This window comes from Streptomyces sp. A2-16 (assembly GCF_018128905.1).
Lineage (GTDB): Bacteria > Actinomycetota > Actinomycetes > Streptomycetales > Streptomycetaceae > Streptomyces.
On record NZ_CP063808.1, the window covers coordinates 4,734,653 to 4,757,892 of the forward strand.

At 70.5% G+C, this 23,240-nt stretch carries 22 protein-coding genes; 6 read left to right on the forward strand and 16 right to left on the reverse strand.

Annotated features, from left to right (window positions below; genetic code table 11):
* Nucleotides 1-153: 153 nt before the first annotated feature.
* The 3 genes from IOD14_RS44385 to IOD14_RS21250 form a co-directional block, all read right to left on the reverse strand.
* Complete coding sequence (locus tag IOD14_RS44385; RefSeq protein ID WP_249126004.1) at nt 154-567, reverse strand: hypothetical protein; 414 nt, start codon at nt 565-567, stop codon at nt 154-156.
* A 23-nt stretch (nt 568-590) separates the two neighbouring features.
* The gene (locus tag IOD14_RS44390) at nt 591-995 is read right to left on the reverse strand and encodes a hypothetical protein (protein ID WP_249126005.1); all 405 of its coding nucleotides are present in this window, start codon (nt 993-995) and stop codon (nt 591-593) included.
* Between the two features lie 190 nt (nt 996-1,185).
* Nucleotides 1,186-1,833, reverse strand: a complete 648-nt coding sequence (locus IOD14_RS21250) for a TetR/AcrR family transcriptional regulator (RefSeq protein WP_212671156.1) — start codon at nt 1,831-1,833, stop codon at nt 1,186-1,188.
* Between the two features lie 182 nt (nt 1,834-2,015).
* On the opposite strand from IOD14_RS21250, the gene IOD14_RS21255 reads away from it, so the two are divergent.
* Both IOD14_RS21255 and IOD14_RS21260 read left to right on the forward strand, forming a co-directional pair.
* Nucleotides 2,016-3,572 (forward strand): bifunctional 3-(3-hydroxy-phenyl)propionate/3-hydroxycinnamic acid hydroxylase, encoded by a 1,557-nt coding sequence (locus IOD14_RS21255; protein ID WP_212671157.1) that lies wholly within the window; start codon nt 2,016-2,018, stop codon nt 3,570-3,572.
* Nucleotides 3,569-4,663 (forward strand): alpha/beta hydrolase, encoded by a 1,095-nt coding sequence (locus tag IOD14_RS21260; RefSeq protein WP_249126006.1) that lies wholly within the window; start codon nt 3,569-3,571, stop codon nt 4,661-4,663. Before IOD14_RS21255 ends, IOD14_RS21260 begins: the two co-directional genes overlap by 4 nt.
* A gap of 297 nt (nt 4,664-4,960) precedes the next feature.
* Here IOD14_RS21260 and IOD14_RS21265 read toward each other — a convergent pair whose 3' ends face one another.
* Nucleotides 4,961-6,169 (reverse strand): MFS transporter, encoded by a 1,209-nt coding sequence (locus IOD14_RS21265; protein WP_212671158.1) that lies wholly within the window; start codon nt 6,167-6,169, stop codon nt 4,961-4,963.
* A 97-nt stretch (nt 6,170-6,266) separates the two neighbouring features.
* Here IOD14_RS21265 and IOD14_RS21270 point away from each other — a divergent pair, with 97 nt between their 5' ends.
* Complete coding sequence (locus IOD14_RS21270) at nt 6,267-6,839, forward strand: TetR family transcriptional regulator (protein WP_212671159.1); 573 nt, start codon at nt 6,267-6,269, stop codon at nt 6,837-6,839.
* Between the two features lie 269 nt (nt 6,840-7,108).
* Here IOD14_RS21270 and IOD14_RS21275 read toward each other — a convergent pair whose 3' ends face one another.
* Complete coding sequence (locus IOD14_RS21275) at nt 7,109-7,732, reverse strand: DUF1269 domain-containing protein (RefSeq protein ID WP_123993006.1); 624 nt, start codon at nt 7,730-7,732, stop codon at nt 7,109-7,111.
* A gap of 166 nt (nt 7,733-7,898) precedes the next feature.
* Between IOD14_RS21275 and IOD14_RS21280 the strand changes: the two genes are divergently transcribed.
* Nucleotides 7,899-8,483 carry a TetR/AcrR family transcriptional regulator gene (locus IOD14_RS21280; RefSeq protein WP_212671160.1) on the forward strand — a complete coding sequence of 195 codons (585 nt, stop codon included), beginning with the start codon at nt 7,899-7,901 and terminating at the stop codon, nt 8,481-8,483.
* A gap of 376 nt (nt 8,484-8,859) precedes the next feature.
* Here IOD14_RS21280 and IOD14_RS21285 read toward each other — a convergent pair whose 3' ends face one another.
* The 4 genes from IOD14_RS21285 to IOD14_RS21300 form a co-directional block, all read right to left on the reverse strand.
* The gene (locus IOD14_RS21285) at nt 8,860-9,330 is read right to left on the reverse strand and encodes a flavin reductase family protein (protein WP_212671161.1); all 471 of its coding nucleotides are present in this window, start codon (nt 9,328-9,330) and stop codon (nt 8,860-8,862) included.
* Nucleotides 9,331-9,514: 184 nt separating this feature from the next.
* Nucleotides 9,515-10,738, reverse strand: coding sequence for an acyl-CoA dehydrogenase family protein (locus IOD14_RS21290; protein WP_212671162.1), 1,224 nt, complete (start codon nt 10,736-10,738; stop codon nt 9,515-9,517).
* A 203-nt stretch (nt 10,739-10,941) separates the two neighbouring features.
* A complete protein-coding gene (locus IOD14_RS21295; RefSeq protein ID WP_212671163.1) occupies nt 10,942-12,099 on the reverse strand; it encodes a helix-turn-helix domain-containing protein in 1,158 nt (385 codons plus the stop codon).
* A 551-nt stretch (nt 12,100-12,650) separates the two neighbouring features.
* Entirely contained in the window at nt 12,651-13,658 is a 1,008-nt protein-coding gene (locus IOD14_RS21300; RefSeq protein WP_123993002.1) for an AraC family transcriptional regulator, read from the reverse strand.
* A gap of 368 nt (nt 13,659-14,026) precedes the next feature.
* Here IOD14_RS21300 and IOD14_RS21305 point away from each other — a divergent pair, with 368 nt between their 5' ends.
* Together IOD14_RS21305 and IOD14_RS21310 are read left to right on the forward strand one after the other, a co-directional pair.
* Complete coding sequence (locus tag IOD14_RS21305; protein WP_212671164.1) at nt 14,027-14,908, forward strand: dioxygenase; 882 nt, start codon at nt 14,027-14,029, stop codon at nt 14,906-14,908.
* Nucleotides 14,905-15,993 (forward strand): maleylacetate reductase, encoded by a 1,089-nt coding sequence (locus tag IOD14_RS21310; protein ID WP_349252433.1) that lies wholly within the window; start codon nt 14,905-14,907, stop codon nt 15,991-15,993. The genes IOD14_RS21305 and IOD14_RS21310 overlap by 4 nt, the downstream gene beginning before the upstream one ends.
* Nucleotides 15,994-16,089: 96 nt before the next feature.
* Here IOD14_RS21310 and IOD14_RS21315 read toward each other — a convergent pair whose 3' ends face one another.
* The 7 genes from IOD14_RS21315 to IOD14_RS21345 are packed head-to-tail and all read right to left on the reverse strand — an operon-like array spanning nt 16,090 to nt 22,891.
* Nucleotides 16,090-16,404: a hypothetical protein gene (locus IOD14_RS21315; RefSeq protein WP_212671165.1), complete on the reverse strand. Its 315-nt coding sequence runs from the start codon at nt 16,402-16,404 to the stop codon at nt 16,090-16,092.
* Nucleotides 16,405-16,440: 36 nt separating this feature from the next.
* Nucleotides 16,441-16,650: a hypothetical protein gene (locus IOD14_RS21320; RefSeq protein ID WP_212671166.1), complete on the reverse strand. Its 210-nt coding sequence runs from the start codon at nt 16,648-16,650 to the stop codon at nt 16,441-16,443.
* Entirely contained in the window at nt 16,647-17,708 is a 1,062-nt protein-coding gene (locus tag IOD14_RS21325) for an LLM class flavin-dependent oxidoreductase (RefSeq protein ID WP_212671167.1), read from the reverse strand. Before IOD14_RS21325 ends, IOD14_RS21320 begins: the two co-directional genes overlap by 4 nt.
* 13 nt (nt 17,709-17,721) lie before the next feature.
* On the reverse strand, nt 17,722-19,392 hold the full coding sequence (locus IOD14_RS21330; RefSeq protein ID WP_212671168.1) for an ABC transporter ATP-binding protein: 1,671 nt from the start codon (nt 19,390-19,392) through the stop codon (nt 17,722-17,724).
* On the reverse strand, nt 19,389-20,312 hold the full coding sequence (locus IOD14_RS21335; RefSeq protein WP_212671169.1) for an ABC transporter permease: 924 nt from the start codon (nt 20,310-20,312) through the stop codon (nt 19,389-19,391). The genes IOD14_RS21330 and IOD14_RS21335 overlap by 4 nt, the downstream gene beginning before the upstream one ends.
* A complete protein-coding gene (locus IOD14_RS21340) occupies nt 20,309-21,268 on the reverse strand; it encodes an ABC transporter permease (RefSeq protein WP_212671170.1) in 960 nt (319 codons plus the stop codon). Before IOD14_RS21340 ends, IOD14_RS21335 begins: the two co-directional genes overlap by 4 nt.
* Nucleotides 21,269-21,271: 3 nt before the next feature.
* Complete coding sequence (locus IOD14_RS21345) at nt 21,272-22,891, reverse strand: ABC transporter substrate-binding protein (RefSeq protein WP_212671171.1); 1,620 nt, start codon at nt 22,889-22,891, stop codon at nt 21,272-21,274.
* Between the last annotated feature and the right edge of the window lie 349 nt (nt 22,892-23,240).

The window sequence follows — 23,240 nt, forward strand, 5'->3', positions numbered from 1 at the left end:
GCGTACGGTGTCAGCGCCCGCGAGCTCGCGGAACGGTCAGGCGTCCCGCTGCTTTGCGGCCCGCGACACGATCCTGCTGAAGGTGCCGTGGCCCAAGGGGGCTTCCTGTCGACGGGTTCTGACGTGTTCGGCTGATGCGGTACGGCGAACAGGTCACAGGCGTTGTCGCGTCTTGCGCCGAACGTCGGGCCGCCGAGCGCCGGTTCGGCGCGTACTTCCTGGTAGGTCTGCGGGTGCCGGGCGAACAAGAGGATCGTGTTGCCGATCGCGTTGATGGCGGTGTCCATGCTTGCGATCACGTACGCGGACAGCAGGGGCACCACGGAGGCGGCCGCGATTTTTCCCCCGCTCCGCGGCCTGGTGGATGGCGGCGACCCAGCCGTCCGGGCGGAGGTTCTCCGGCGCCATCACCGTGCTGAGGTCCCCGAACATCCAGTTGACGAAGGGGATGGATGCCGGGGCGCGGGCGCTCAACGGGCCGAAGGTGTTGAACGCCGCGTTCGCGAACGACAGCAGCGGGCCCCGTGCCTCCTCGCCGAGTCCGACCAGGTCGGCGACCACGGTCACGGGGAGCACCGCGGCGAGATCCGTTACGCGTCGAAGTCGCCCTTGGCCGCGGCGTCGGTGGCGAGGGCGTCCGCGAGGGCGGCGATCCGGGTGCGGAGCCCCGCCAGGGCCTTGGAGGTGAGCTTGTCGGACAGCGGAGCCCGCAGTCGGGCTTGGTCCGGCGGGTCGCTGACCAGCACGGTGCCCTGCATCCGTGCGTTGAACTGGTCCTCGTAGCCGACGCCGTGCGCCGAGGAGAAACGTGCGTGGTCGGACAGGGCCGCCGCCGACGTGCTCGTGGCGGGAAAGGACCCAGGCGTCGTAAGGCGGTCAGCCGTACCACAGGGCCCGGCTTCCCTGATGTCGCGGAGTGCCAGGTAGGGGTCGTGCAGCACGTCCTCGGCGAACAGTTCGACGTCGGAGGTGGGCAGAGGCACGGTCGCATGCATCGACAACTCACCTTCGACTTGCTCGGGCCACGACGGAGCTCCGGGGGTGGGAGAGGGCCTGAGCCGGAAGCGACTGGAGCGAACCTATGTGTGAGCCGCCAATCACACTTGTGGTGAGCGTGAGCTCACAATCGATCCCGCTGCGTCAAGCCCCGTGCGCACCCTTGTGTGCGACGGTGCGTCAGGGAGGTCAGCGGCCGTCCGGGGTGCCGAGGAGATAGGAGATGACCGCGGTCTGGAGGTGACTGCGCAGCTCGTTCCAGGGCAGTGGGCGGTCGGATTCGAGGAACTCGCCCTGGGTGATGCGGTGCGCGATCGTGGCGTAGACCAGGCGGAAGGCGAAGTCCAGGGCGGCCTCGGGGTCCGGGTGTGCGACGGGTGTGTGACGCAGCGCCTCGGTGAAGTAGCGCTTGCCCTCCACGCTGACGCGCGAGCCCTCGACCCGTACCGCTTCGTGCCGGGTGCCGAGCAGCAGGAAAACGCGCAACAGGGCCTCGTGTGCCCGGAAGGCGTCGGTGATCGCGCCGACCGCTTCGGCGATCGCCACGGCCGGATCGCGCAGGAGGCGCAACCGCTCCACGGACATGCGTTCCGTGATCTCGGCCTGGAGGTTCTCGGTGAAGGCGTGCTGGATGGCGAGCAGAAGCCCTTCCTTGTCTCCGAACCGGCGGTAGATGCTGCCGACCGCCATGCCGGCCCGTTCGGCGACCGCAGCCACGGTGAGCGCGTCCACTCCACCCTCTTCGAGCAGCGCGTACCCGGCCTGCATGAGGTCCTGCTGCGAACGGCGACTGCCTTCACGGAGGGCGGCGGGCCTGCGGGTGGGGGACTCGGTCATCTGCGCAGTTTATCGACCGGGCTCTTGACGTCCATGTTGCCGTTGTGTGAATCTCGCTTCACTCCAACTGTGAATCTCGATTCACACGGAGCTGCGGCACGCACCGCACGGTCGAGCCGCACCCCTCTCCCATCCCACCACGACCCCTCGCAACGGCGCGGGGCTGTCTCTGGAGGTGTCCGATGGCTCCGCACTATGACATCGCCGTCGTCGGCTACGGTCCGACCGGACTCGCCGCGGCATCCCTGCTCGGCCGGCTCGGCCACCGGGTGGTCGTCTGCGAACGCTGGCCGGCCCTGTACGGGCTGCCCCGGCTCACCCACATCGACGACGAGACCGCACGTACCGTCCAGGCTGCGGGCGATGTCGACGAGGCGCTGCGGGACTCGTCCCCGTGCGAGTACCTGTGGGTCAACGGCAAGGGCGAGACGCTGGTGCGCATCCCGGCGAACCTCGACGGCCCGATGGGATATCCGGATCACATCTCCATGTACCAGCCGGACGTGGAGCACGCGATCGACAAGCGGTTGCGCGGTTACGGCTCGGTCGACGTTCGCCAGGGTTGGGCGGTCACCGGCCTCGACCAGGACGACGACGGCGTGACCCTGCGCCTGCGCGGCTGGAACGCCGAGACAAGCTGTGCGGACGGTCCGCGCGACGAGGTCCGGGCCCGCTATGTGATCGCCGCCGACGGCAGCCGCAGCGGGGTACGGGAACTGCTCGGAGTGGAGCGCGAGGACCTCGGCTTCAACGAGCAGTGGGTCAACATCGACACCGAGTGGCTGCGACCCCAGCCACCGGAGTTCGCCTACGGAACCCAGTACTGCGATCCCGCGCGCGGGCACATGACCATCAACATCGGCACCACCCGCCAGCGCTTCGAGTTCGCCCTGCTGCCGAGCGAGTCCCGGGAGGAGATGACCGCCCCGGAGGCCGCCTGGCGGCTGCTGCGGCAGTACCACGACCTGGGCCCGGACGATGTGCGGATCACCCGCCGGCTCGTCTACGGCTTCGAGGCCCGCATCGCCACCCGCTGGCGCACCGGCAGGGTCTTCCTGGCCGGCGACGCCGCCCACACCATGCCCCCCTACCTCGGCCAGGGCGCCTGCAGCGGCCTGCGCGACGCCACCAACCTCGCCTGGAAACTGCACCTCGTCCTCGGCGGACTGGCGCCCGAGGCTCTGCTGGACACCTACGAGAGCGAGCGCCGCCCGCACGTCACCGCCCTCACCCACAGGGCGATCGGCCTCGGCAAGGTCGCCAACACCCACGACGTCGAAGCAGCGGCGGCTCGGGATGCGGCCTTCTTCGCGGGCAAAGTCCCGCCGCCGCCACCGTTCCCGCCCCTTGCGGGCGGGGTGCTCAGGCCGGACGGGGACGCGCCCGTCGGCACCCTCACCCCGCAGGGCCGCATCCGCCTCGCCGACGGCCGTACGGGACGCTTCGACGACCTGACCGGATACGGCTTCACCCTGGTCGCCACCGAAGATCCCACCGCCGCCCTCGGCCCCGACCGGCTCGCCAGGCTGACGCGCCTGGGTTGCACCGTGGTCGCCCTCGACACCGTCGACGACCTCGACGGGCGGCACCGGGAGTACCTGCAGCGGCTCGGCGCGGTCGCCTACCTGGCACGCCCTGACTTCGTGCTGTTCGGCGCGGCGGCCGACCGCACGGACCTCGGCGCGCTCGTGGACGACCTGGACGGCGCGCTGTCCGGCACGGCCAAGGCGATCGCATGACGGCCGCAGTCCCCGGGACGGCTCCTCTGCCGCCGCTGGTGGCGGCCCAGCACCGGGCCATGCCCTTCACGCGGCTCACCGACTGCGCCATGGACCCGGCTGACGCCCGCCGCCTGCTCGCCGACACCGCAGCCGGGACACCGTGGCAGGACGCAGCCGCGGCCATCGCGCGGACACAGCTGCAACGGGCCCGTCTGGCTGAGGAGTCGGGGCACCGCACGACCGCCCGGCAGGCGTACCGGTTCGCCTCCGCGGCTTGGATGTTCGCGCAGATGGCGCACCAGACCGACACCGCGGAAAAACGGGATCTGTACGCCCGGCACACCGCCGCGACCGCCGCTCTGGCACCCGCCGTGGAACGCGTGGACATCCCGCATCGTCACGGGCGGCTCGGCGGCTGGCTGTGTCTGCCGCCGACCGGCGAGGCACAGGCCACCGTCATCGTCTGGGGCGGGCTCAGCGGCTGGGGAGCCGCGTACCTGCCGGTCGCCGACGCCTACACCTCGCGCGGCCTGGCCTGCCTGCTCGCGGAAGGTCCGGGTCAGGGCGAGTCGCGGCTGCGTCACGGACTGTACGTCGACGAACGCGTCACAGAGGGCTTCGCCCGCTTCGTCGACCTGGTCGAGGCCGATCCCCGCCTCGGCGGCGCGATCGGGGTGCAGGGCGTCAGCTTCGGCGGCCTGTTCGCCGCTCACCTGGCCGCCGCCGATACACGCGTCGGCGCGGTGGTGGTCAACGGCGCCCCGGCCGCGCCCACGGTCCCCGAATACCGCACCGCCCGTGAGCAGATGGCCGCCGTGGTAGGCACCGACGCCCCGGACCGGGTGACCGAGGTCATGGATGCCCTGCGTTTCGACCCGGACAAGTACCGCATCACCTGCCCGCTGCTCCTGCTGCACGGCGGCCAGGATCCTCTGGCCCGCTACGAGGACCAGGAGCCCTTCCTGCGTGCCGCTGACCCCGTCGCCGCGACCGTCCGCATCTGGCCCGACGGCGAGCACACGCTCTACAACCACGCGGCCGAACGCGACGCGCTCACCGGCGACTGGCTCACCGACCACCTCACCGGCCAGAGCATCCCGAAAGGTTAGGACCACCAGTGGACTTCACCGTCGAGACCGCCACCGACGCTGTGGTGGGGAGCTTCCGGGAGACCAAGGATCAAATTACATACCGCCCTCTGAGAAGAACGGCTGGACCGGCGACGCCATGGCCGGCTCCGAGTCCGAATCCCTCACCTGGGACGTCAACGCCGTCCTCGACCTCGCGGTGCCGTGCCGTACAGCACCGAGGCCGACCGGGCGGGCTCGTGCCGCTTCAATGCGGGTTGACCTGGCCGGTTCCCCTCCGCGTGAGTCGCGCAGAAGGGAACCCGGCAGCAAGGGTGCTCACCGCGCTGTGCCGATCGGGTGGGGACGGGCGTCCCGGTTGTCCTGCCGACCGTGACGGCCGACCTGGTACGCGGCGAGGGCGAGGAGTGCGGTCACGGCGATGAGGCCGCAGACGGCACCCCAGCCGAACTGGAGGTAGGCGCGGGTCCCGAGCCACGATCCGGCACTGCCGCCGAGGAACGTGCAGGTCATGTAGCCGGTGTTCAGACGGCTGCGGGCCTCCGGTCGCAGAGCGAAGATGCGGGCCTGGTTGGCGACCTGACCACACTGCACCGCCACGTCCAGCAGGAGCAGTCCGGCGGCCAGCGCCACGAGGCCTGCCGCTCCGCCCATCGAGCCCGCGGTGAGAACTGCCGCCGCGGCGAGGGCGGCCACGATGCACCACAGGTTCACCCGGTCGGCACCGAGCCGGTCCACCCAGCGTCCGGCCGCGGGCGCGCAGAACATGCTGCCCGCCCCGATCAGGGCCAGCAGGCCCACCGCCTGGGTGCTCATGCCGTACCGGGGGCCGGTCACCAGGAGGGCCAGGGCGGTCCAGGCGGCGCTGAACCCGCCGAAGACGGTGACCTGGAAGAGCGCGGAGCGCTGCAGCGCCTTCTCGGTGCGCAGCATCCGGAGGGTGTCGGAGAGCAGGGTCGGATAGCGGTCGTGCACGGCCGGGGCGTCGTTGGGCAGGGCGAGGCCGAGGGCGACGGCGAGCAGCCCGGTGAGCGCGGCGGCGACGAGGTACGGGGCACGCCAGCCCAGGTGCTCGCCCAGTACGCCGCCGAAGGTGCGGGCCAGCAGGATGCCGCCGATGAGGCCGGCCTGCAGGGTGCCGATCACGCTTCCCCGTTGATCGGGCTCGACCAGACCGGCCGCCATGGGCAGCAGGAGTTGCGGGACCACCGTCGCGATGCCCACCACGGCGCCGGCCGCGAGGAGCGGACCGGTGGCCGGGGCGAGTCCGGCGACCAGGAGGGCGAGGCCGGTCGTGGCGAGCAGCCCGGTGATCAGAGGACGGCGGGGGAGACGGTCGCCGAGGGGCACCAGCAGGAAGATCCCTGCGGCGTAGCCGAGTTGTGTCACCGTGGCCACGATCGCCGCGGTGGCCGGGGCGACACCCAGGCCATCGGCGATGAGCGGGGTGAGGGCCTGGGGGAAGTAGACGTTCGCGACGCCGACACCACAGGCCAGCGCCATCAGCAGGGGCAGCTTGCGGGACATCGTTCCTCTCCAACCGAACGAACTGGATGGTTCGGTTATGAGGCTGGCATGTCGGCCGTGGATTGGTCAAACGAACCAGTTCGTTACCCTGGGACGCATGGCATACGACTCCACTGCGACCAAAGAACGCATCCTCGCGGCGGCGACGGCGGAGTACGCGGCGCATGGGGTCGCCGGTGCCCGGGTGGACCGTATCGCCGCCGAGGCCAAGGCCAACAAGCGTGCGATCTATGACTACTTCGGCGACAAGAACAAGCTCTTCGCCGTCGTCCTCGAACGCGTGCTGGCCGACCTCGCCGAGGCCGTCCCGCCGAGCGACGACCTGCCCGGCTACGCCGAGCGTCTCTTCGACTACCATCGCGCCCACCCCGAGGCCCTGCGCCTGGTCATGTGGGAGGCCCTGGAGATCGGTGACCGGCCCGTTGCCGCGGAAGAGGCCCGCACCCGCCACTACCAGGACAAGGTCGACGCCGCCGCGTCCGCCGCTCCTGGTGGTGACGCTCGCACGCGGGTGTTCTTCGCGCTGGCCCTGGCGAGCTGGAGCATCGGCATGCCCCAGTTGCGGCGCATGATCCTCGGCCCCGACTACACCCTCGACGACCTCCGCGTGGACGTCGCCCGGGCGGTACGGACCTTGCCGGCAGACGCGGGGCCTCCCGGTCCGGTGTAGCAGTCGAGTTGGCGGGAGCGGTTCGCCTCGTCGGACATGAGGGAGTTGGCTGGTCAGGCCCTCCTTCGCCGGAGTGAGGGTCTTTCCCTTCGGCAGGTCGGCAGGTCGGCGAGGCCGGGAGTGCGAGGCCCGTGCTCGGTGTCGGATGAAGCGGTGGGGTGAAGCGGTCGGGGCGGGCCGGGGGGGTATCGGCCCGCCCCGACCAGCGGGGCGCAGAGAAGTCGCACCGCGGTGCGGTCCGTGCCCCGCGTCCATGGCGCTCGCGCCGGTCACACGGCGAGCGTGCCCTTCGAGGCCGCGTCGTCCTCCTCGCGTCCGCCGGGGCGCCGGCCGAACTTCTGCGCGATCTCGGCGCGCTTGTCGGCGCGCTTGGCCTTCGCCTCTTCCTTGCGGATCCGCTCGGCGGCCTCCTCCATGGCCTTCAGCTCGATTCGAACGGAGTCGGTCGGGCGGCGCTCGAGGACGGCGTCGTAGCGCATGGCCAGCATGTCCAGGGCCTGGGTGTCGCTCTCCCTGACCTCGGCCAGGAGGGCCGTGCCGCCGGGCGGGACGTGCTGGACGAAGGCGCCGACGGCGGTGGTGGCCTCCTCGGCCCTCTTGTAGTCGTAGCCTCCGCCGATCAGCGCGCCGACGCCCACACCCATCAGGACGCCGAGGGGTCCGCCGAGGATGCCGACCAGCGACCCGACCAGCCCGCCGACCGCCGTGTTGCGTCCCTCCGCGGTGTCCAGTCCCTCCGGAATGCGCACCGCGCCGTCCTCCAGGCGCTCGATCAGAACGGCGGCACGGACCTCCGTCGTGGCGGGGCTGAGGTATTTCAGGTCACTGAGCGCCTGGTAGGCGGTCGCACGATCGGCGAAACGCAGGATGACGGCGTTCTCGTTCACGGACATGAGCTCTCCTTCGGTCGGCGGACCCGTAAATGGGGACCAGATCTGGCAGGGGAGGGCCACGACGCCCGCTTCGGCGGGACTTCCGTGGCCATCTGTGAGACAGTATGTATCGAAGATAGGTTGTGAGTCAATGCGTCTCACAAGTTGCCGAGAAAGAGGTGTTCCGATGCTCCGGAGCAACGACGACCCCCGTGCTCTGCGCAGCCGAGCCGCCGCTCTGGCCGCCGCGACCGAACTCCTCGTCGAAGGCGGACCCGAGAACGTCACCCATGCCGGCGTCGCCAAACGAGCCGGGATCGGCCGCGCGACCGTCTACCGGCACTGGCCCGATCAGCAGGCCCTCCTGCTCGACGCGCTCGCGGGTGACGTCGGCCCCCTGCTCTCCTTCGGCGACGGCCCCGTGCGCGACCAGTTGGTTTCCCAGGCGGAGCAGATGGCCCATCGGCTCAACCAGCCAAGCGCCGTGTCGATCCTCGTCACGGTCATCGAGCGGGCCGAGCGGGACGAGGACGCGCGGCGCATCCGCGAGGAGATGTTCGGCCGGGCCGACGAAGAGCTCACCCGCGCGCTGGCCACCGCCGTCGAACGCGGAGAACTGCGCCCCGGCGTCCAGGACCACGCCAGGGAACTCGTCGCCCGCATCTTCGGACCGCTGCTGTTCGAGCGCTTCCTGCACGGCGTGCACCTTGAACAGGACCTGGTGGTCGGTCTGGTCGACGCCGCGCTCGCGCCCTGGCTGCCGAACGCGTGACCGCGTCCCGCGCGGTTCGAAGCCGGACGCTCACTGGGTCCGCCACTTCGCCGGATCCGCGCGCCCTGACTTCCATGGTGTCTGCGCACGCACGGCGCTGGGGCGGTGTGCCGGGCACGGGGCGCTGATCGGCGCCGTGCGGTCCCGGGCCCCTCGGTCGTTTCGACGGACGATGCTGGGTGGCCCGCTCGCCGACAGGGTCGACCGGAGTCTTCGCTTCTGTGGCGCGCCTGTAGGCGGGTGTCGCAGGCGCAGCCGCCGGTGCGCGCGTACCGCGCTGCCGCGGAGGTGATGCGCAGCCTCACCGGCACGCCGTGAGCCGGCGCTGCGGGAGCGAGTGGGTCCGTCGGACCTGGCACGAGAACCGCAGCCCGCGTCACGCCAGCTTCGAGCGTTCATCGAGCCGGTGCCAGGACCGGGAGTGGTAGACGAGCGGAGCCGACACGGGCTCGGCGGCGCCCTCGGGCACGGTCGCCGACACCGCGTGGACGACGAAGATAGAGGCCTCTCCCGCCTCGATACGGGAGACCACCTTCCCCCGCACATACGCGGGTGCTGCCGTGAAGACCGGTTCGCCCGTGGCCAGTCGCGTCCAGGCACTCGTATCGGCGAATCGGTCGACGCCGCTGGTAGCCCCTAGCTGCGCGAGCCAGAGCTGGTCGCTGCCCACCATGTGGATGACGACGCTGTCGACTTGCCGCAGGACCGAGCTGCTGGAGGCCTTCGAGGAGACGGAGAAGACGATCAGCGGCGGTTCGGCGCTGACGGAGGCCAGCGAGCTGACCGTGATCGCGACCGGCCGCCCGCCCAGGTCGGCGGTCACGACGGTGACGCCGGAGGGATGCATCCGGAACGCCGACCTGAAGGTCTCGGCCGGCAGTGACTCCGCCCGCTCCGCTGCGGTCAGGTGGATCGGGGGGGTGGGCGGGCGAAGGCATGGCGAATGTCGTCATGGCGAAAATCCTTTCGACGTGTCGGGTCGCGCCGTGGAGGCCAGAGGGCCGGGCCACGAGGGCCCGGCCGTGACGACCTCAGAGCGAACCGATCTCCGCGGTGTCGCGACCGACGAGGCTCTGGCCGTAGATCTCCCGGTTCAGCGGCGGGTTGTTCAGGCCGTGGCCGCTGGCGACGGTCAGGTCACGCCAGACCCGCTGCAGCGGGTTGGACTGGGCGAAGCTGCTCGTGCCGACGATGTCGAGCATGAGCGTGACGGCCCGGCGGAAGTTGCGCGTCGCGATCTCGGAGTCGCCGCGGATCCGCGCCCGGGCCGCCGTGTCGAGGACCCGGCCCTCGCGGGCGGCGTCGTCCATCTCGTCGGCGGACCTGAGCAGATGCATCCTGCCCGCGTCGATCGCGACCCGCGCGTCGGCAAGAGCGAGGCGGTAGCTGGGGGCGTCCCGGTGGTCCGAGTAGGCCCAGTAGCTGACGGGGCGGCCCTTGCCGAGGTTCTCCGTCGTGAAGTCCCAGGCGGCCTCGGCCATGCCCAGCAGCGGACCGCACAGGCCGAGACACGCGAGACTGTTCAGCGACGCCCGGTAGCTGGTCTCGTCCTCGTGCCAGATCGGGAAGACAGCCGTACCCATGAACGTCTCCAGGTCCAGGGTGCACCGATCCTCGACGAAGAGGTCCTCGGCCACGAGGGTGTTGCTGCCGGTCCCCGCCATGCCGACGACGTACCACGTGTCCTCGATCCGCATGTCGGCCAGCGGCATCAGCGCCCACCGCACCTCCGAGGGCTGCCCCTCCGCGTCGAGGACCAGGAACGCGTTCAGCGTCCACTGGGCCTGGTAACAGCCCGAGGCGAAACCCCACTTGCCGTTGATGCGGTAGCCACCGTCGACCTTCTCGGCGGTCCCGCCTGGGGCGAACTGGCTGATCGCGACGTTGCGGGGGTCCGGGCCATACACCAGTTCCCGTACGTCGTCGGGGAAGAGGCCCATACCGAACGCGGTCGTGTTGGCGATGAAGGCGACCCAGCCCGCGGACGAGTCCCCCCGAGAGATCTCGGCCGACAGCTCGATGAGGGTCCGGACGTCTCCGCCGGCCCCGCCCGACCGGCGGGGCGCCGTGGCCTGGAACAACCCGGACTCGCGCAGGGCCCGCTCCGTGTTCTCGGCCAGACGGCGGTTGCGCTCGGACTCGCCGGCGTGCTCACGCAGGAGCGGCCGCAGGTCGCGAGCGGTCTGCAGGAGACGTTCGCGAACTTCGCCCTGTGCCTGCGGTCCCAACGTCGTGACGTCATCGAGAGTCGTCATGAGGCCTCCTTGCCTCGGCGGCTCACACGCCGAAGCGGTGGCCGGTGCTGTCGTCCTGCTGTTGATTGAAGTCCGGGCGTGACGCAGGCCTCTATGCCTGACCGGCCAAGGTTGCGACGCCGATTGGGCCCGGGGTCCAAAACGGTGGCGCGGCGAAGGGGCCGACGGCCGTGGCGGCGCGCGGGATGTGTGACGTGTGCCCGTCAGTGACCGGTGTCGTCGAGATCGGGGAACAGCTCCGCGAGGCGGAGTGCCGCGTGCAGCTCGAGCTGGGACTCCCTGACGGGGCGGCCCAGGAGTTCCTCGGCCCGCTTGACCCGGTAGATGACCGTGTTCTTCGCGACCTGCAGCTCTCTGGCGGCCTCCTGCGGACTGGCGTGGCAGTCGAGGTAGGCCCGCACTGTCCGGCGGAGAACCCGTGTGGAACCCGCGCTCGATCCCAGTGCGCCGAGTTCGTCCCTCACGAAGCGAGCGGCCTTGTCGGGGTCCGCGATCAGCAGCGAGAGCAACCGGACCTCGTCGTACCGGACGACGTTCGCGTCTGCCGTCGAGGGCATGCCCAAAGCCCCCACCCGCGCCGCGTCGACGGCCTCCTCGTGGGCGCGCCGGAAGCCCTGGACGCCTCGGTGAGGTGACGCCATGCCCACCATCACGTCGGACCCGTCGGGCAGCAGCGGCTTTTCACGCGGTGGCCGCGCCCGGAACGCTCCCCATGCCCATGCCTCGGTGCGGTCCACCGGCACCACCCGGTGTGCGTCCGCGCCGAGGCCGCGCAGGAGGGACCGGGCCACCTGGTGCAAGTGATCCCCGGTGGGGCTCGGCGAGGTCACGGGATGCAGAACCAGACCGATGTGGTACGCGTTCGCCAGCGGGTAGGCCAGCTGTCGGGACATCGCGTCGACGGAGCCCTCTCCCGCCGGCAGCGCCAGAACCGTCTCGTACCTGGCAGCCGCGGTGCTCCTCAGGAACCGCTCGTTCTCGACGGCGTACGACTCGGCGGTCATGGTGGCGAACGTGTCGGCGAACTCGAAGAGCACATGAGACACGTGCTCAAGTGACGCCGCGAGATCGGCGAGCGGTACCAGGGAGCGACAGCCGCCCATGAAGTGGTCGGCCAACTGCGAGTGGATCCTGCGCTGATGGGTGAGGAGCAGGTCGAGAGGAACCCGGCGGTGGACCAGGTCCACGATCTGCGCCTCCGCCTCGGGCGGGAGCTGCGCCGGTGGATGTCCGTCGGCCTCGATGGCGACGAGCGTCGAGATGACGATCGCCTCGATGGTGGAGCGCAGGACCTGCGGGCCCTTCAGACCGACGCCGGTCAGATCCGGGAGTGCGTTGCCCTGGACGATGTCGGCCGCCACCCCGACCGCCCACGCGACCGGTAGGTCACCGACCTGGTCGGTCGCACGGCGTACTGTTTCGCGCGTGCAGGTGGGCTCCCCAGGGTCCGCGGCCGGGCGCAACCGCCTCACCCACACCCCGACGTGCTCGCCCAACCCCGCCTCCCGTCCCGGCCGTCCTGCGACCACGCTGTGGCCGTCCACGTAGCTCGGCCCGACGGCTCTCAGATGAATATGAAGATTGGACCATCTCGACCGCCCGCGCGCAGCATCCACCACAGCTTGGTCAGGGGACGGGTAACACCGATGGCGAGGCTCGCGCGGTCAGACAGGGGGCCTCGTGCCTGGGCGAGAGCCGTTCCGTGGACGACCACTGTCCTCCGGTGCGCTCGACGCAGAGGGTGCCTGGGAGCGTCCCCCCTCAAGGCGGCCTGGTGGAGGAGGTCGTGGAACGCGCCGTGAGCGGGATCCCCTTCAGATCGGCGAACCGTGGAACCTCATGCACGTGACCCTGGACTGTTCGGTAAGTACGGCGGCCGCGCCAACGGCCATGTCGGCAACCGTTGACCGCCTTACCCGCGGTTCCCGCGCTTGCCAAGGCTCCGACCTCCGGACCCGGCCAGTGTCTCGGAGGGTGCGGCACCGAAGCGTTCGCGGTAGGCGGCGGAGAACCGGCTCAGGTGGCTGAAGCCCCACCGCCCGGCCGCTTCGGTGACTCCGGTGGCGCCCGTGAGGAGGTCGGCGTGAACACGGTCCAGGCGGACGTTGCGCAGGTACGTCAGCGGGGTCACGCCGAGGTGCTCCCTGAATCCTTCCTGGAGACGTCGGACACTGACGCCTGCCGCCCGGGCCAGGTCCCCGACGGTGAAGGGGGTCTCGGGGTGGGCCTCGATCAGGTCGACGGCCTTGCGTACCGTCCGCGGGTAGGCGGGAGGCTGCGGACGCAGCAGCGCTTCCGTGTAGTTGTGCGTCTGGGCCAGCAGCAGACCGCTGACGAGGACGCGCTCGAAGTGCTGCTGGACCGGGCGTCGGCCGATGAGCCCGCTGGTGTTGTCGGACTCGGCCAGCAACAGGTCCAGGGTGCTGCGCCAGCTACGCCCGGGCGCGGTCGCCAGATCGAAGTCGAACGCAAACTCCAGTGGAGCCTGCAGAGTGCGGCCCAGGAGAGCCTCGAGTTCGGCTTCGACGAGGCTCCGGTCGATCTTGATTCCCAAGTGTTGCTCGCCGTGGGCGCAGCTCAGCAGCCGGTGCTGCTGTGTCGGTGTGAAGACCATCGCGTCTCCGGCGGTGGCCACCATCTCCTGGCGGCCGGTGGCCGCTTCGATGGCCCCTCGCAGGACGATGTTGACGTGGTAGTGCGACGGCGTCCGCCCGGGATCGACGCGCGTGCGCTGGCCGAAGGTCATCAGCCCGACGGTGATGTGCTCAGTGCGCGTGCCACGGAGTTCGCCGCCGGGGCCCTCAGGACCCGACAGCGGGGTGACCTCCGCCGGATAGAACAGGTCGTTGAGGCGTTCGCGGAAGTCCTCGAAGCCCGAGTCGCGGCACAGCACGTGGCTCGCCAAGGGGGAGCGGCCCATGCGCCATTGTTATCCGGGCCCTGCCTGCGCAACAAGGGGTGATCCGCGGCTTCCGGCAGATCATGCCAGGTCATCGGTCTGGTGCGAGCCTCATCACCCAGGTGGTGGACGTGAGTCCCCCACGAGCCCTCCTGGCCTCGTCCCTGCCCGGCCGTCCGGAACGTGTCGCGCGATGCGGGTGGCGGTCGCGTTTTGCGGATATCGCCCCTGGTCGTGGCTCCCTAGCGTTTCCCTCGCATCCTGGCCTCTGCGCCTTCGGCGCTTGGCGGGGAGCGTCGACCAGCGCGGGCGCTCTCCGGCGCACGGCAGCAGACACACATCGAGGCCGCGACCCCGGTCGAGGAACGCGCCACCACTGGAGGTATGCCATGCCCGGAACCGACGAGGCGGTGAAGGCGATAACGGCCGCCGCCGTGGACAGTTTCCGTGACACCCCGGACCCCCGGCTGCGTGAGCTGCTCCAAGGGCTCGTGCGCCATCTGCACGGCTACGTCCGTGAGTTGCGCCCCACGATCCAGGAGTGGGAGTACGCGGTGGACTACCTCACCGCCGTCGGGCACACATGTGACCCCACTCGTCAGGAGTTCATCCTGCTCTCCGACGTGCTGGGTGTCTCCATGCTGGTCGAGACGGTGAACGAGGAGGGCGGCGGCACCGAGAGCACGGTCCTGGGCCCCTTCCACGTCGTGGAGTCCCCCCAGCGCGAGAGTGGCGACACCATCGATCTCATGGGCACCGGAACACCTTGTGTCGTGTCGCTCCGCGTCACATCGGCGGACGGCCGTCCACTGGCCGGGGCGAGCGTGGACGTGTGGCAGTGCACCGAGGACGGCTTCTACGATGTGCAACAGCCCGACGTGCAGCCGCCGGGCAACGGACGCGGGCTGTTCCGGGCCGACGACGAAGGCCGCGTGTGGTTCCGCACGGTCGTGCCCAGCCACTACCCCATTCCGACGGACGGCCCGGTAGGAGTGCTGCTCGACGCCACCGAGCGGCACCCCTACCGCCCCGCCCACATCCACTTCATCGTCCAGGCCGACGGCCACCGAACGCTGACCACGCACATCTTCGTCGCCGACGGCCCCTACCTGGACTCGGACGCCGTCTTCGCCGTGAAGGAGAGCCTGGTCGTCGACTTCCCGCAGGTCGACGACGAGGAGAAGGCCCGCACGTACCGGGTCACCGCTCCGTTCCGCCTGGCCGAGTTCGACATCACCGTCGACCCCGAGACGGACCAGGACACCCGGTGAACACCCCGCTCGACTTCAGCTACCAGGCGCTCCCGATGCGCGTGGTCATGGGTACCGGCGCCCTCGACCGGCTCGCCGACGAGATCGACCACGCAGGACTCAAGCGGGTCATGGTGCTGTGCTCGCCCGGACAGCGGAAGCTCGCCGAGACCGTCGCCGGCCTCCTCGGCCCCCGCGCCGTGGACGTCCACCCCCACGCGCGGATGCACGTGCCCGCCGAGTCGGCGGCCGAGGCGCAACGACGCGCGACAGAGGTGAACGCGGACGGCTGCGTCGCCGTCGGCGGCGGCTCGGCGATCGGTCTCGGGAAGATCGTCGCCCTCCGGTACGGCCTGCCGGTCATCGCTGTCCCGACGACCTACGCCGGGTCCGAGATGACGCCCGTGTGGGGTCTGACGGAGAACGGCGTCAAGCGCACCGGCCGCGACCCACGCGTCCTGCCGGTCTCCGTGCTGTACGACCCCACGCTCACGGTCGCTCTGCCGACGGACGTCTCGGTGACCAGCGGCATGAACGCGATCGCGCACGCGGTCGAGGCCCTGTACGCCCCGGACGCCTCCCCGGTCATCGACCTGATGGCCGAGGAAGGTGTGCGAACGCTGGCCGCCGCACTCCCGGACGTCGTCGCCGACGGTACAGATCTCGACGCCCGAGCCCGCGCCCAGTACGGCGCCTGGCTGTGCGGCGCCTGCCTCGGGGCCACCACCATGTCCCTGCACCACAAGCTCTGCCACGCCCTCGGCGGCACCCTCGACCTGCCGCACGCCCCCACCCACACCGTGGTCCTCCCGCACGCCCTCGCCCACAACCAGGTCGCGGCACCCAAGGCGGTGGCAGCGCTCAGCCGTGCTCTGGCCACCCCGGCCGACCCGGCCTCGTATCTGTGGGACCTCGCCGGCCGGCTCGGCGCCCCGCGGTCGCTGCGGGAACTCGGCATGGCCGAGAGCGACATCGACCGGATCGTCCAGGTCACGCTGGCCAACCCCTACGCCAACCCCCGAGAGGTGACCGCGGAAGGCCTCGGCGGACTCCTGCACGCCGCCTGGGCCGGGCGGCCCCCGACGAGCAGCACGCCGACCGCATAGATGCGAAGCCGCCGGATCCTGACTCAGCCGGTTCGCAGGACTGGCGGTCTCCACGGATGACGCGGCCGTGGACTTTGCGCGGGTAGGCGGCATGGACTACATGTCGCGCTGGGCCTCGATTTCGGCGGCCATCGCAGCCATGTCGCGCACGTGTGTGAAGTACCTGGTCGCGTACTCGTCGTGGATCGCCGGAAGGACGCGCTCGAACACGGTCATCAGCCGCGTCAGGCCCGCACAGCGCTGCTCGTTGAGCGGGCCTTCGACGACGCCGAGGGCGTAGCCGTAGGCGTCGGCGTCGAGCATCACCATGTCCTGGCTCTCGATGTCGAGGCCGCGAAAGCCGGGTGGGAAGGGCAGGGCCATGTGCTCGGCCATCCTCTGCGTGAGGGCGTCGACCTTCGCTTCGGACATGCGGAGATCTTGCCAGGAACTCACCGACGTCGAGGTTCAGTTCGCGGACCCCGACCCGGCGAAGCAACGCGGAGCGAGGTCGAGGTCGGGATCGCGCGCTGGGGCGGCGCCATGGGGGTCGACCGTGTAGTGGGCTGTGGCGGTGAGCACCTCGTACGCGCCCGTGTCGGCGAAGCGGTGGCCCTCGGCGAACGGCTCGCGGGTGTGCACCTCCAACTGCACGGCCGGTTCCGGAAAGGGAGTCATCGGACCGCTGCCTCCTGCGGCGACGGGGAGGCGGGACGCCAGCCCAACTCCGGTGCGATCAGGTGTCGCACGTCGTGCAGGATCTGTTCGTACTCCTCCCGGCGGAACTCGTACGGCAGTTCCAGGCGCAGCTCCGACACCTGTGAGAGCACGGGGTCGGCGGCCAGTTGTTCGAGGATCTGCTCGGCGGTGCCGACCACGTCCGGGGCGAACAGGATCCGTTTCGGGCCCAGTGCCGCCAGGGTCTGCGGCTTGAGGGTGCGCTCGTGCCGACCGGCCGCGTAGTCCCGGTAGCGGGCCCGGGTGGCTGCGTCGGCGCTGTCGAACGGCACGATCACCCGTCCCAGCGCCACCCGCGCCGCCGACCGGTCGTTGCCCAGGCTGCTCCGGTACTCGGAGAGCAGGTTCAGCTGGGCGGTGGTGAAATCGTCGGTGTCCTCGCTGGAGACGATGTTGCCGGACAACAGGTTGAGACCGTTCTCGGCGGCCCAGCGGACCGACCGCAGGCTGCCTCCGCCGTACCAGATCCGCTGCACCAGACCGGGATTGTGCGGCTGCAGCCGGGGCCGCTGGATGTTGCCGGGGGAGTGGATCACTGTGTCCGGGCCGCCCAGGTAGTCGCCGCGCAGGTTGTCGACGAGGCGGGCGATCCTGCCGTACGACAGGTCGAAGCCGCGCCAGTCGCCGTCGTACACGAGGTCGCCCAGCAGTTCGGCGTGCGGCATTCCGGTGCTGAAGCCGATCTGGAGGCGCCCTTTGGACAGTACGTCGGCCAGCGCCAGGTCCTCGGCGAGGCGAAAGGGGCTCTCGTAGCCGATCGGGATGACCGCCGTGCCCAGTTCGATGCGCTCGGTGCGCTGACCGGCCGCAGCGAGGAACACGGCGGCCGAGCCGACGCCGTGTTCGAGGTGGCGCTGTCGGATCCAGGCGCCGTCGAAGCCCAACCGTTCGCCGTACTCGAAGAGTTGGAGCGTCTCCTCCAGGCCGGTGTACGGGTCGTCGTCGGAGAAGTTGCCCGGGGTGAGCAGAGCCAGTGAGGTGATGGTGGGAGTGCTCATGTGTTGCCGGTCCTCAGCTTTTCGTGGGCTCGGGGGAGGGGACGCGCCCGCCCGGGATCGCCGCGAGGAGTTCGCTGGTGTACTCGTGGCGGGGGCGGGTGAACAGCTCTTCCGGCGGGCCCGCCTCGACGATCCGGCCGGCCCGCATGACGGCGACCTGGTGCGCGATCTGGCGTACGACGGCGAGGTCGTGGGAGATGAAGAGGTATGCCACGCCCGTGTCGGCCTGCAACTCGGCCAGCAGTTCCAGGACTTGGGCCTGCACGGACACGTCGAGCGCGGAGACCGGCTCGTCGCACACCACCAGGTCGGGGGAGAGGGCGAGGGCGCGGGCGATCGCCACCCGCTGACGCTGCCCGCCGGAAAGCTCCGCAGGGCGCCGTTCCAGCGTGGTGGTGGGCAGCGCCACCCGGTCGAGCAGTTCGCGGGCGCGGGCGAGCCGGGAGGCGCGGTCGCCGACCTTGAAGGCCCGGAGCGGTTCGGTGATCACCTCGGCTATGGAGAAGCGCGGGTCGAGGGAGGCGTACGGGTTCTGGTAGATGAGCTGGGCGCGGCGGCGCAGCTGCCTGGCCTGGGCGCCACGCGCGCTGGTGACGTCGGTGCCGTCGAACAGGACCTTTCCGGCGGTCGTGTCGGTGAGCCGGAGCACCACACGAGCGGTGGTGGACTTGCCCGAGCCCGACTCGCCGACCAGGGCGAGGGTCTGGCCTCGCTGGAGGGCGAAGCTGACGTCGTCGACGGCGCGCAGGGTACGGGGCCCGTCGCCGGTGCGGGGAAGTCTGAACTCCTTGACCAGGTTGCGCACTTCGAGCAGCGGGGCGGAGTCCGTCTTCGGGACGGGGATGCCTGTACGAGGCCGAGCGGTGGTCAGGCTAGGGGCGCTGGCCAGCAGATGCCGGGTGTACTCGTCCCGGGGGTTGGCGAGGATGTCGTGTGTCGGGCCCGCCTCCACCACCCTGCCCTGCGACATGACCACCAGGCGCTGCGCCCGGTCGGCGGCCACTCCGAGGTCATGGGTCACGAGCAGCACCGCGGTGCCCGACTCCTCGGTGAGGCGCTGGAGATGGTCGAGGATGACCCGCTGCACAGTGACGTCGAGCGCGCTGGTCGGCTCGTCGGCGATGATCAGCTCGGGCTTCGCCGCGATGGCGATGGCGATCAGGGCGCGTTGCCGCATGCCGCCGGACAGTTCGTGCGGGTACTGCTGTGCGCGGGTGGCCGCGTCGGGCAGCCCGGCCCGGTCGAGGACGGCGATCGCTTCGGCGGCGGCCGAGCGGCGGGTCGCCAGACCGTGGATGCGCAGCACCTCGGAGACCTGGTCGCCGATCCGCTTGACCGGGTTGAGCGACACCGTCGGGTCCTGCGGGACCAGCCCGATCCGCGCTCCGCGCACGGTGCGCAGCTCCGCCTCGGACAGCGTGGCCAGGTCGTGCCGGCCGAAGCGGATCGTGCCCGCGTCTATGGCGCCGTTGCCCGACAGGAGCCGGGTGATCGCGTGCGCGGTCGTGCTCTTGCCGGAGCCGGACTCACCGACCACGGCCGTCACCTGCCCCGGCCATACGTCGAGGTCGACGCCGCGGACGGCCGGGACCGTGCCGGCCCGGGTGCGGTACGACACCGACAGGCCGCGTATCTCCAGCAGGGGTGTGGTCACGTCGTCACCGTTCTCACGTTCGTCGGTCATCGCTGCCGGGACCATTCGCCGTCCAGCGCCCGGGCGATGCGGTTGGTGGACAGCACGGTCGCGGCGATCGCCAGACCGGGCAGCGCGGTCAACCACCAGGCATTGGCGAGGTAGTTGCGGCCGTCGGAGATCAACGTGCCCCATTCCGGGGCCGGCGGGGGAGCGCCGTAGCCGAGGAAGCTCAGTGCCGACACGGCCAGGATGGAGGAACCGAAGTCGAGGGTCGCCAGGACGATCACCGGGCCCGCGGCATTGGGCAGCACGTGTCGGCCGAGCACCGAGTACCAGCGGGCCCCGCTCGCGCGGGACGCCTCGACGAACACCGCCTGCCGCACCCGCAGGACCTCGGCGCGTGCCACCCGGGCGAAGGACGCGACACTGGCGATGCCGACCGCGACCGCCACCTTCACCGTGCCGTACCCGAGCGCGGTGACGAGGGCCAGCGACAGGAACAGCGCGGGGATGGACAGCAGTACGTCGACGAAGCGCATCAGCACGTCGTCCACCCAGCGGCCCACGAACCCGGCGACCACGCCGAGCAGACCGCCGACCACGAACGCGACCAGCACCGCGATCAGCGTGGCTTTGAGGGAGAGCTGGGCGCCGTGCACCACACGGGAGAACACATCGCGCCCCAGCTCGTCCGTGCCGAACCAGTGCGCGCCGCTCGGGCCGCGGAAGTTCTGCGACGGCACGCCCTTCAGCGGATCCTGCGAGGTGAGCAGACCGGGCCAGAACGAAGCCAGCACCACGAACACGAGGACGGCGACCGACAGCAGCAGGCCGGGGCGGCGCAGCAGGAAACGCAGCGTCCGTCGTGCGTCGGCGCGGTGGCCTGCTGGGCTTTCGGTCCCGGGGTCGAGCGGTCGGGCGAGGCCGAGAGCCGCCTCGGCCGCGTCGTCGACAAGGCTCTGGCTCATGCGAAGCTCGCCCTTCTGTCCGAGGCCACCACGATCCGCGGGTCGAGGAGTGGATAGACCAGGTCGATGACCAGGTTCGTCGTCACGAAGATCAGCGCTCCGAAGGCCACCACCCCCTGGACCACCGGGATGTCCTGAGCGGTGACCGCCGCCGCGGTGACGCGGCCGAGGCCGTCACGCGAGAACACCGTCTCGACGACCACCGAGCCGGCGATCAGCTGTCCCACCAGCAGGCCGACGACCGTCAGCGCCGGCAGGGACGCGTTGCGCAGCGCGTGCCGCACATGGACCCGCCACCGCCCTGCGCCCTTGGCCCGCGCGGTCTCCACGTAGGCCTGGTCCAGGGCGGTGAGCAGGCTCTTGGCGAGCACCTGGGCGACCTGCGCGCCGGTCGGGACAGCCAGCGTCAGCGCCGGCAGGACCAGGCCGCGGGGCCCGTCGCTGCCGAACGCCGGGAACCAGTGCAGTCGGAAGGAGAGCGCCTCGACGAGCAGCAGCCCCACCCAGAACGTCGGGACCGACACCCCGAGCGGGGGCAGCGACAGCAACACCTGCCGCAGCCACCGCTGCGAGGTGTACGTGGCCACGATCGCGAGACCGCCGCCGAGAAACACCGCCAACAGCATTGCGGCACCGGTCAGTTGCAGCGTCTGCGGCAGCGCGTCAGCCAGAGTGGAGGTCACCGGGCGGCCCGTGGACACCGCGTCGCCGAAGTCCCCGCGCACCGCCCGTCCCAGATGGTCGGCGTACTGCACGAGCACGGGCTTGTCGAAGCCGTACTCGTGCCGCAGCGCGGCGAGCCGGGCCGGATCGACCTCACCCGAATCCATGCCGGCACCGGCCATCGCGGTGACCGGGTCACCGGGCAGCCAGTTCAGTACCAGGAACGACACCGTGTACGCCGCCCACAGCACCCCGGCCGCCTGCGCCAGTCGCTTGATCACATAGCGGCGCACGCGCTAGCCGATCCAGGTGTCGTGCAGCTGGATGCGGCTGCCCGAGTCGAAGTCGAGGCTGTGCACCTTCTTCGACACGGCCAGCTGGGTCTGGAGCTCCACCACCGGCACGTTGTACGCGTTCTGCACGATGAGCTTCTGCGCCTCTTCCACCAGCTGCTTGCGCTTCGCGGTCTCCGTGGTCGCGGCCTGCTCGGACAGTGCCGTGTCCAGCGAACCGGCCGGAAGCTTGTAGGAGTTGTTCAGCTGGGTGGAGAAGGAGGTGCGCAGGATGTCTGGATCGGCGCGGGTGGTGTTCCCCCAGACCACCTCGAAGTCACTCGACTGGACCGTGGTGGCGAACTCGCTGACCTGGCGCTGCTGGAGCACCACGTCGATCCCGACCGCCTTCAGTTGCTGCTGGACCAGCTCCAGAGCGGGCTGGTTGGTGGCCGCGTTGGGGAACCAGGTGATGGTCAGGCGGAGCTTCTTGCCGTCCTTGACGCGGATCCCGTCGCTGCCCTCCTTCCAACCGGCCCCCTCGAGAAGGGACTTGGCCTTGGCCGAGTCGAAGGAGAGGTCCGTGGAGAGGTCGGTGTAGTCGGGTGTGGTGTGTGCCAGGACGCTGGTCGCCGGCTGGGTGCCGGTCGGGAACACGGTGTCGGCGATCTGCTTCCGGTCGATGGCGGCCAGGATCGCCTGGCGCACCTTGGTGTCCTTGAGGAGGGGCCGGGAGTTGTTCAGCCCCAGGCCGAACACCACACCGGGGTTGGCCCGGCGCAGGAGGGTGACCTGACCGCCCTTGAGGGCCGCCTCGTTGGCCCTGCCGACGCTGCTGATCGCGTCCACCTGCCCGGACTGGAGACTGCCGGCCCTCACCCCCGCCTCGGGCACGACCTTGAACACCACCTTGTCGAGATAGGCCTCGCCCTTCTTGGACCACAGCGAGGAGCCCCAGTCGTAGCCGGTGCGTTTGGCCAGAGTGATCGACTGGTTCTGCACGTACTGCTTCAGCACGAACGGCCCGGATCCGACCACGCCCTCGGTGCACTTCTGCTGCGGGGTCTTCTTCACGCTCGCCGACGACTCGATGCCCAGCGTGTGGGTCGAAGTCGCCTGCAGGAACTGGGCGTTGGGCTGCTTGAAGGTCACCTTGACGGTGAGCGGGTCCACGACGGAGGTGCTCTTGACGCCGCTGAGGTACCCCTGGGCGAGGGTTCCGAGGGCGCCGAGCTTCGGCACCGCGTCGAAGTTGTCCTTGACCACCTGCGCGGTCAGCTCGGAGCCGTCGCTGAAGGTGACACCCGAGCGCAGGTGGAACGTGAACGTGGTGGCGTCGGAGTTGACGTCCCAGCTCTTGGCCAGCCACGGCACGATCTTGCCGGTCTCGGGGTCCTGGTCGGTCAGGGAGTCCACGGTCTGGCGTACCGAGTAGATGCTCTCGTTGCTGCCGACCTGCTGCGGATCCACGCAGCCGGAGTCGGAACCCACCGCGAAGGTCAGGGTGCCGCCGGACTTCGGCGCGCCGCTGCCGGCGCCGGAGCCGTCGCTGCTCGAACCGCAGGCGGTCAGCAGCACACCGGTGGTGGTCAGGGCGGTCAGCGCCGCCCATCGGGAGGATCGGAAATCCGGAATTGCTCTCACGGAGGGGTACTCCTACTCGTGTCACCGGGCACAGGTGCCGCGGGAGGCACAGGCGTGCGTGGGCGTACGGCCCCGCTCGGCGTGCTGCCGGTGGCGGGGTGGCGCAGTGCATACAGGGATCAGGGGAAACGGGGCCGCGGAGGCAGAGGGCGGGATCAGGCGGGGACGGGTACGGCGACGACCGGTGCCGGACGTCCACCGGCCGTGGGCAGGCCTGTCAGGCCCGCCAGGTGCGTCAGGCCTGACAGAGGCTGCTGTTCGAACGCTTCAGGTCGATGTGGCGCCGGCGCGAGAGCCGGGAGAACACCACGGCGACGGCGAAGGCACTGAGGTCATCACAACGAAGACG